Here is a 7,150-nt window from a genome sequence, read left to right as displayed (position 1 = left end):
CCCAAGAGCAGTAACGAGCCATACGTCCATTCTGACGCTCCTAAAAAAATGCTTGTGCCTTTAATGCCCAACAACGGAAGCAACCAAAAGCAGCAGTTCGCCGATCAGATCGCACAGCACGGAGTCGATGGTTTGTTGAATTTCTTAACGCAGCGGAATCAGCAGCTCTCCACTGGGCAATTGGCGAGAGGCGCGTAAGTGGCGGTAAAGTCATGAATGAGGAGAGAAATCGATGAGCGACATTGAATCGTCCCTATGAGTGGTCGCGGGGCATGTCCACACGCCGGTGGTTTCGCGCACCGCCGGACGCAATCCCCACGTAGTCCTCCATATTTGCGAACAAAGCCCGGCAACTCTCGCAAGTTTGACCGTACTGAAACACCGACACTTTCGCCAATCGAGTGCAAGCATGGTGCTGCTCCGGTCTGCATCGGTGCAACCGCTACACTCAAGATCGCAGTCGCTTCGCGGCCCAACTCTGCCGCAATGCCGACTGGCCTCGCGACGGCTCAAGTGATGGCCGCCGCTGGAAAACTGTAGCCGTGATAGAGCGACTTGGAATGCTTCATCGCACGCGTCTTGCGCGAGTCGTACCAGCAACGTGAGGCCTATTTTTCAGCCTCGAGTGCTACCTCTGCTGCCCTAATGCACCAAAATTGTCACCCACGCCCCCAGATATATCGCTACGAGAAAGCATGCGCCGGTCGCGACAAAAGTTGCCGTCGTTTTCGAAAAGGAGATCAGATTGTTATTCATGATAGGACCTATATAGTTAGAGAAACACAAAAATGGATGCACGCATTCGCTTTGCCACACGTGAATCGGGTGGGAGCGCGGACGCGGATCGCAAGGTCAAACCCTTCGTCAGCGAAGTACTGCGCGGCGTCTTCCTGGATCCAAACTGACGCTGAACTTCGACGGCACAAACATCGCTAGCCTCAATTCACTTTTTACACAATGCAACCAAGGTCACTTCGATTGCGCCGCGCAAGTCGACTTGCTCGAATGATTCAGGCGGGGTCTCAGTTGCGGCCATCCTCATTATCGCGATCGGGTACGGAAACATCGTAGCCATTGAGAACAATAGCGACCAGGTGGAAACAGCCGACCAGGTAGATGATTTCTCCCATGCCCTGCTTGCCGAACGCTTCGACACCCGCCTGGTAGATCGTCTCAGGCAAAGGAGCGCCTCGATTCAAGGCGGCCGCAACGTCGTAAGCGACCGATTCTTCCCGGGTCAGATCGGTCGGGCGCTCTCCCGCGACGATCGTCGCGATCTTGGCGGCTGGGACACCAGCGTCCTTTGCCAGGTGTTCATGCCCATAGATCTGGAACCTGGAACCGAGTCGCGTCCCGGTAACCAGTACTGCTATCTGCAGCACGGATTTCGGCAGCACAGTATGGTCATACATCGTCCTGTTCATGGCCCAGGCGGCCCGACCAAACGCCGGGAAGTGCAGCATGGCATTGAACGGCCCCATCAGCGCACCATCCTTTCGCATGACGGTAAAGCTTCCAAAATTCTTGCTAACGACCTTCATGATGTCGTCGTAGAGTTCTTTTTGTTCGCCCGACAGACTGGTCGGCGGGAGTAGTGGTAAACGCATCGCTGTGCTCCTACTTTAAGGATCGTGTACTTCGATTGAATGGAATGTCTCAGACCTGTCACGGCGGCGACATTCCAACGGAAATGCTGCGGCAAGGAACCATAGTTTCAAGCTGCGTCATGAGCCAGTAGCCGACGGACGATCGGAGATGCCACGACCTCTCCGGTATCCGCGTAAAGCTCGTGATTTTTCTCGACCACCTTGAGGTCATACAGATAGTTCACCATCAAGCCCTTCGACTGCTTGATTCCCCTCTGTGACGTATCACCAAGCAGATTAAGGCGATCAAGTCGTGCCCCGTTACCTAGGTGGAAGCGTGCAACAGGATCCAGTGGCCGGCCAATCAGTGCCTTGGCGTACAGGAAATAATAAGCTGCACCCCTCAGCAAAGGCCCGCGCAACGCGTCGAGTTGTTCTTGACTTGCAAACCATTCCGGCTCGTCAAGCGCCTTGAGCTTCTCCCGGTCTTCCGGCGAAAAAGCGGTCGATTCGACAGACTGACGCTCCTTGTCCAGCCAGCGACTGAATCCTGGTACGGGCGAAAGCGTCACAAACCTTGATATCGAAGGGAGGGACTTTTTCAGTTCTTCGGCAACCTGTTTGATCAGGAAATTGCCGAACGAGATGCCGCGCAACCCTACCTGGCAGTTCGAGATGGAGTAAAAGACAGCCGTGGTGGCTTCTGTCGCGGGCATTGGCTCGCGCTCTGCAGCCAGCAGCGGTCCAATCGCTGCTGGAACGTCACGAGTCAGTGCTACCTCTACGAAAATCAGGGGTTCGTCGAGCAGGCATGGGTGAAAAAACGCAAAACATCGCCTGTCCGACGGTTCGATACGGCGGCGCAGGTCTTGCCAATCCTGTATCTGATGGACAGCCTCGTACCGGATAATCTTTTCCAGAATATGAGCCGGTGTTGTCCAGTCGATCGGACGTGCCAGCAGGAAGCCTCGATTGAACCAGGCGGTAAATAGGTGAAGGATGTCCGCATCCACTGCCTCCAGCCTGCTACCAGCGTTTATATGACTCAAGAGCTCCTCGCGCATCCGGATGAGGGCCGCCGTCCCGTCTGGTGCCAGGTTAAGTCGCCGGAACAATTCCTGACGCCGGGGCTCTGCGGCAACATGCAACGCCTGCGCGGCCTCTGGGGTGCCGGCAGACAGGAAAACATTTGCGGCTGCCTTTACCTTTTCAAGATCTGGTCCGAAACGAACGGCAAGCGAACGAAGGAATTGAATGCGGGAATCCTCATTCGCACGGGTGTAGGCCCTCAACAGGCGTTTGGCGATGGCAACCCCCGAAGCCTCCCCGCGACGGGAAAGCAACATGTCACCGAGCCCAACCAGGTCGGTATCCGCGCCAGTTGCTCGCCCGGGCAACGACAGCGCGGCAGGTCGCCATCTCACCAGTGCGAGTCCCCGGCCGACTAGCGTAGCGAGCAGACGTCTCACGAATGAGGCGTTCACATCGTTCTTGCCATTCGAATCGACTGCTTGCAATTCGTCGACCGGCTTGCTGCCATGAGATGCAATGAGGTCCATAATAAATTCCATTAGTAATGCTATCTATAATCGAATAAACTTTGCGGGCTGGGTTGCCGGACGTCGCACGCCGCACGTCGATCAATCCATCCTTCGGCAAACCCTACCGGTCATGGAAAACCGGTTGACGCTGCTCTAGAAATGCCCTTGTGCCCTCGGCTTTTTCATCGGTAGCCAACGACGCGTAGAACAGCCTGCGCTCGAACAGCAGGCCCTCCCCCAGCGAGCTTTCATAAGCTCTGTTAATTGATTCTTTTGCCATCCGGACTGTCAATGTTGAATTGGCGCCGATCTTTTTTGCCAATTCAAGTGCCGCAGCGTATAGGTTCCCCGCCGGAACGACGCGCGCCGCAAGACCTGATGAAAGAGCCTCCGCAGCGGTGAGATTGACCTCGCCTGTCAGGATCATTTCCATTGCTTTGGACTTCCCGATCTGCCGGACCAGTCGTTGCGTGCCGCCTGCACCAGGGAATATGCCCAAGCGCGCTTCCGGCAGTCCGAACTGAGCCGTATCGCTGGCGATAATCACGTCACTCATCAGCGCCAGTTCGCAACCGCCGCCAAGAGCTAATCCGCTGACAGCCGCAATGAGGGGCTTGCGGCATTGGCCGATGCGTGCCCAACCGAAGGTAAAGAAGTCTTCATCGATTGCCTCGGTGAGGGTTCGCGACGCCATTTCGTTGATGTCAGCCCCAACGGAAAAGTATTTGGGCGTTCCAGCGCGAAGGATCATGCATCGTATCGTCGGGTCGCGGTCAAACCGGTGAAGCGCGTCGCCGATCTCGAGAATCATGGTTTCGTTCAACGCATTAATGCCCTTGGGACCGTGCATCACGACAATGCCGATTTGATCGACGACTTCCGTCTTGATGAACTGATAGCGTGCCTGCGATGCCGCAGGTGCCATGTCGGATATCGGCTTTGCTTCTTCGAGACGATGTCGCATGATTTTTCCTGATCCGTTCTTCGGGAGGTCCTCGACGAACACAACGCGACGAGGAACCTTATACGGCGCAAGCCGGTCACGGGCCGTCTGCTCTATCTCCCCCGCCAGCGCGACATGACCCGGTTTCAGCACGACGTAAGCAACGGCAATCTCGCCTTTTTCCGCGTCCAGCGATTTACCGACGGCGACCATCGCCACGGATGGATGTTGTGCTATCGCTGCTTCGACCTCGGTGGGATAGATGTTGTAGCCCGCGCTAATGATGATGTCCTTGGTGCGACCTGCGATGTACAGGTAGCCGGCCGCATCGGTTGTCGCAAGGTCTCCCGTGTGCAGCCATCCGTCCGCATCGATGGCTTCCGCGGTCGCCTCCGGCCGGTTGAGGTACCCCTGCATCACCAACGGCCCGCGCATGCAGAGCTCCCCAGTGTTGCCTTGAGGATCGTGTGAGCGTCCTGCGTCCGCCATGATGCAAGCCTCCATACCCGGCAGGGCTCGGCCAATCGAACCATGCGGTCCTTGTTCGGTAACCTGATGAGTTGCCGCCGTTCCTGCGAGCTCGGTCATACCCCAAAGCTCAACGAGCGGACATCCCAGGAGCCGCTCCACTTCGGGTATTTTTCCGAGCGGCATGGTTTGTCCTCCCACCGTACATCGGACCAGTGATCGAAGGTCGTGCTTTTCCCGGCGTGAGTGGGACAGAATGCGCAAGTACATCGTCGGGACGCCCTCAAACATGGTGACCCGATGCGCCTCGATGGAAGACAGCGCAGCCTCGGAATCGAAACGCCGCAGCAATACGAAGCGGCCGCCGACCAGGATGCTTGCGTGAATGATGTTGTTACCGTAGACATGGGTGAGCGGCAATGCCGACAGGAACACGTCATCGGCAGTGCGGCAGTGCGCTTGAGCCGTCAGCGCTGCGCCAAGCAGTATGTTTCGATGAGACAGCATCACGCCTTTGGGCTTGCCCGTCGTGCCCGACGTATAACTGATGCAGGCAAGCTCGTCGAGGTGGGTTTCGACTGGCGGAAAGAGGGTGTCTCCTTGTTCTATCAGGTCTGACTGCCGGACGGCATTGCTGACTTCGGCGGCCCCGGAAGATAAAACCAGTGTCGGGAGCGACGCCTCGCTACGGACTTGCTCGAGCGCTGCAGGATCTTCGAGACCACTGATAAGAACCGTGGCATCGCAGTCGCGAGCAATAAAAATTACTTCCTCGGCCGTGAGCATGAAATCGACTGGAACGACGACTGCGCCGGTTTTCAACACCCCGTGGTAGGCAACGATCCAATCCAGCGAATTCGCGACGTGGAGGACAACACGGCTCTTCGGTCCCACTCCGAGGCTGGACAGGCCATCGGCGAATTGGCTGCTATCACGGTCAAGCTCTCGATAACTCGACCAGAGTCCTTCAAAGTAAAGTGCTGGCTGATCGCCAAATCTCGTCGCGGCTTGCGGAAGTAGTAATCCCAAATTGCCGGGACACGAGACTGATTGACCAGCCCGAGAGGCTGGAACAGGCAAAGTCGACATACGTTTTCGTCTCCTATCTTTATGCTCGCTGAGCGACTCTGCGCCGGGAAAATCCGTGCAGCTCGACTGGCGGAGGTTCTTTGTGCTGTACGCCGTGGCCCCGATTCCTGAGCAAATCCAGCTCTTCCGTGTGGCCCTACGTCTCGTAACGGCATGAGGTCCACTCTAGTGATGTAACTTTCTTTAAGCAATCTAGATTGCAGAAAGGTCCTTTGTCTGTACAGAAACGGTTTCGAGCAATTCTGAGCATGATCCGGAGCGTTCCGGGGCTGGAGACCGACTGACCTCGACTTTTGACCGCGTCTGTAAGGCGTTTTAGCTAACCTTCACGGCGCCCAGAGAAAAAACTCGACCGGGCAGCCGACCCCGTGATTCCTCCGGGTTGACATATTGGTGGCCGCATAGATCTGTTTTTTAACGAAAGTGATATAATCGCAATTTTACAGTCGCAGGTACCGCAGAATGACGAGAAGCTCCTTTGCAGACGTTGATTGCGGAGTCGCCCAGGCAGTTGAGCAAATGGGTGACAAATGGACGCTTGTCATCCTCCGCAGTGCCTTTCACGGCATACGGCGATTCGACGAATTCAGCGAGCATCTGGGCATTGCGGCAAACGTTCTCGCTGACCGGCTCGCCAAACTGGTCGAGGCGGACATCCTGTCCAAGCATAAGGTTGCGGGTGATGGTCGAGCGGTCGAGTACCGCCTGACGCAAAAGGGGCTCGATACCTATCCCGTGATCATCTTTCTGAACCAGTGGGCAGAGCGCTGGATGGGGAAACCCACAGGACCCCGGATTGAAGTGATCGAGCGTAAGACCGGTCGGCCCATTCGGCTAGTCGAGGTGCTTGCTGAGAATGGTCAGGTCTTGGGTGCTTACGATACCTTCATGCGCAGCGGGCCGAGCGGCAGTGGCGTTTTGAACAGCTCGCAGAGGATCGTCGCGCGACGTCGCGGCAACGACCTCCGTTAAGTCCCTGGTAGGTTTTTATTGACTGAACGACGGCGGAGAATGATGCGGTTGTTAGTGGTCCATATCGTGTCGAAACGCCGAGCGCTGAGGCATCGACGAACCGTCGAAGAGCGTCCGTCCGTTCACTCAATGGACTCAGGCAGCAAACCGCGTGAATACGTAGTCTTGATCTTTCGCGTGCGCCGCATGACACGCAAAGCATGTCTGATGCTGTGCCTCGTCAGCCGGTACGCCGTTAATAAAACGTCCAAAAACCCAGCCCCCGGTCGACGCGTACTTACGCGAGTCTTTGACCATCACCTGAACAGTAGTCGGCTGTCCAGGCATAGTTGCGGACGGTAACTTATCAGGCTGCTTGCGCTTGTACGCGAGCTTAACAAGCACAGTACCCTCGGGGTACGGAAGGGTGGAATTTTCGATCGCCTTGACCGCAGTCGGGTTGCCGAGGACAACGCGCAACTCGTCGAGCGGCGCTGCTTCTTGTGCCGGTGCGATCATTTCCCACTTTCGATAGCCATTTGGAATCGTGACGCCATAAATCGGTGAAGCTA

At 56.4% G+C, this 7,150-nt stretch carries 5 protein-coding genes and 1 pseudogene; 2 read left to right on the top strand and 4 right to left on the bottom strand.

The features are described from left to right. A pseudogene (locus tag WCA53_RS07515) lies at positions 1 to 198 on the top strand (hypothetical protein); the annotation flags it as partial. Positions 199 to 1,022: 824 nt separating this feature from the next. On the opposite strand, the gene WCA53_RS07510 reads toward WCA53_RS07515, so the two are convergent. The 3 genes from WCA53_RS07510 to WCA53_RS07500 all read right to left on the bottom strand — a co-directional run bounded on the left by WCA53_RS07510 (position 1,023) and on the right by WCA53_RS07500 (position 5,627). Then, a complete protein-coding gene (locus WCA53_RS07510; protein ID WP_423907532.1) occupies positions 1,023 to 1,607 on the bottom strand; it encodes a carboxymuconolactone decarboxylase family protein in 585 nt (194 codons plus the stop codon). A 107-nt stretch (positions 1,608 to 1,714) separates the two neighbouring features. Then, positions 1,715 to 3,145 carry a malonyl-CoA decarboxylase gene (locus WCA53_RS07505; protein ID WP_423907530.1) on the bottom strand — a complete coding sequence of 477 codons (1,431 nt, stop codon included), beginning with the start codon at positions 3,143 to 3,145 and terminating at the stop codon, positions 1,715 to 1,717. A gap of 103 nt (positions 3,146 to 3,248) precedes the next feature. Next, on the bottom strand, positions 3,249 to 5,627 hold the full coding sequence (locus WCA53_RS07500; RefSeq protein WP_423907527.1) for an AMP-binding protein: 2,379 nt from the start codon (positions 5,625 to 5,627) through the stop codon (positions 3,249 to 3,251). A 519-nt stretch (positions 5,628 to 6,146) separates the two neighbouring features. Here WCA53_RS07500 and WCA53_RS07495 point away from each other — a divergent pair. Further along, positions 6,147 to 6,599 carry a winged helix-turn-helix transcriptional regulator gene (locus WCA53_RS07495; protein ID WP_423907525.1) on the top strand — a complete coding sequence of 151 codons (453 nt, stop codon included), beginning with the start codon at positions 6,147 to 6,149 and terminating at the stop codon, positions 6,597 to 6,599. 135 nt (positions 6,600 to 6,734) lie between these two features. On the opposite strand, the gene WCA53_RS07490 is transcribed toward WCA53_RS07495, so the two are convergent. Further along, on the bottom strand, positions 6,735 to 7,150 hold a 416-nt coding region (locus WCA53_RS07490), incomplete at its 5' end, for a cytochrome P460 family protein (protein ID WP_423907523.1).

Source organism: Caballeronia sp. (assembly GCF_049581465.1).
Taxonomy (GTDB): domain Bacteria; phylum Pseudomonadota; class Gammaproteobacteria; order Burkholderiales; family Burkholderiaceae; genus Caballeronia.
The sequence above is the reverse complement of the archived record's forward strand: the minus strand, read 5'-3'. Positions and strand labels throughout refer to the sequence as shown.

Excerpts from the sequence above, each read along its gene's own strand:
- WCA53_RS07510 (WP_423907532.1), bottom strand. The coding sequence starts at position 1,607 with ATGCGTTTACCACTACTCCCGCCGACCAGTCTGTCGGGCGAACAAAAA.
- WCA53_RS07505 (WP_423907530.1), bottom strand. The coding sequence starts at position 3,145 with ATGGACCTCATTGCATCTCATGGCAGCAAGCCGGTCGACGAATTGCAA.
- WCA53_RS07500 (WP_423907527.1), bottom strand. The coding sequence starts at position 5,627 with ATGTCGACTTTGCCTGTTCCAGCCTCTCGGGCTGGTCAATCAGTCTCG.
- WCA53_RS07495 (WP_423907525.1), top strand. The coding sequence starts at position 6,147 with ATGGGTGACAAATGGACGCTTGTCATCCTCCGCAGTGCCTTTCACGGC.